Consider the following 1300-nt stretch of genomic DNA (forward strand, 5'->3'; position numbering starts at 1 on the left):
CTTGGTAGAGGGTATGTATTTAGAGTAGGCGGTGAAGAGTTTGCTTTATTTAGCTCTTTTGCAAATGAAGAGGCTGCACTTAATACCGCTGAACAAATAAGAGCACGTTTTGAAAATACCACATTTGACATTGACGGCCTTGCAATTAATGTTACAACCAGTATTGGTGTTGCAAAATTTAAAAGTACTAATTCATTGGAAAGCTTTGTAAACCAAGCAGATAAACAGTTATACAAAGCAAAACAATTTGGTCGCAATAAAGTGTATTGTAAGTTTAAAAAAGAACATGACTACGAAACGGTAGTTGCTTAAGCAGGGTTACTTAATACATTTGCTCAAAATTGGGGATCCCGTTTTCCCAAATCGGTTTATCTTTTCCTAAATGCTCGCGCACAACATCAAAAAACAACCGGGTCCTCACTGGTAAATCTCGGTGCGGATATACGGCATACATCGCACTAAACTCCATCAGTTTTACATCGGTCAATAAAGGCACTAGCTTACCTTGTATTATTTCATCACCAATAATAAATGCAGGGGCGACAAAGTAAGTTGTGCCCGATAATGTTTTCATTAACAATGACTCGGCATCATTAGCACGAAACACACTTTTTATTTTTTGCTCGCAGCGTTCACCCTTACTATCGTAGTAATCTATTGCTTCTACTCGAATAGAATTACTGGCATAGCTTGCTGCTGGTAATTGCGCTAACTCTTCGATTGTTTTTGGCATACCGTAAGTTTCAATAAACTGTGGTGCAGCTAAAATTAATAATCGGTTACGCGCTATTTTACGTGCAATAAGTGACGAATCTTTATGCTCACCTACACGAAAAGCCAAATCAAATCCTTCAGAGACTATATCTACTAATCTATCGTCTAAACGCAGTTCAACTTCTACTTGCGGAAAGCGTTTTTGAAAATCATTAAGTACAGGTTGTAAATAACGACGACCAATAAGTGTTGATGAAGTGATTTTTAATACGCCACGCGGTTCTAAATGGTAGTTTTCAGCCATGCGTACGGTTTCGCCAAGCAGCTCTCTAAGCTCAGCGGCTTTTTTGATCATTTCGGCACCCGCCGCTGTAAGCGAAAATGAACGCGTTGTGCGGTTAAGTAACCTAACGCCTAACTCATCCTCTAAACGGCTAATTTGTTTAGATATAACAGAGCGATCTATGTTGCGGATTTCTGCAGCTTTTGCAAAAGAGCCTTGATCAACCACTTCAAGTAACATTAAAAGTCGACTTGTTGTATCCATTATTACACCTTAACTAATCTATTGATGCCATTTTGGCAT

General features: G+C 38.8%; 2 protein-coding genes. One reads left to right on the forward strand and one right to left on the reverse strand.

Annotated elements, in window-relative coordinates:
- The coding region (locus L654_RS0123425; protein ID WP_024609199.1) for a GGDEF domain-containing protein at positions 1-312 on the forward strand (312 nt) is incomplete at its 5' end.
- A gap of 10 nt (positions 313-322) precedes the next feature.
- Here L654_RS0123425 and L654_RS0123430 read toward each other — a convergent pair.
- Entirely contained in the window at positions 323-1261 is a 939-nt protein-coding gene (locus L654_RS0123430; protein WP_024609200.1) for a LysR family transcriptional regulator, read from the reverse strand.
- Positions 1262-1300: the final 39 nt, after the last annotated feature.

Source organism: Pseudoalteromonas sp. TAB23 (assembly GCF_000498075.1).
Classification (GTDB): domain Bacteria; phylum Pseudomonadota; class Gammaproteobacteria; order Enterobacterales; family Alteromonadaceae; genus Pseudoalteromonas; species Pseudoalteromonas arctica.

Excerpts from the sequence above, each read along its gene's own strand:
- L654_RS0123430 (WP_024609200.1), bottom strand. The coding sequence starts at position 1,261 with ATGGATACAACAAGTCGACTTTTAATGTTACTTGAAGTGGTTGATCAA.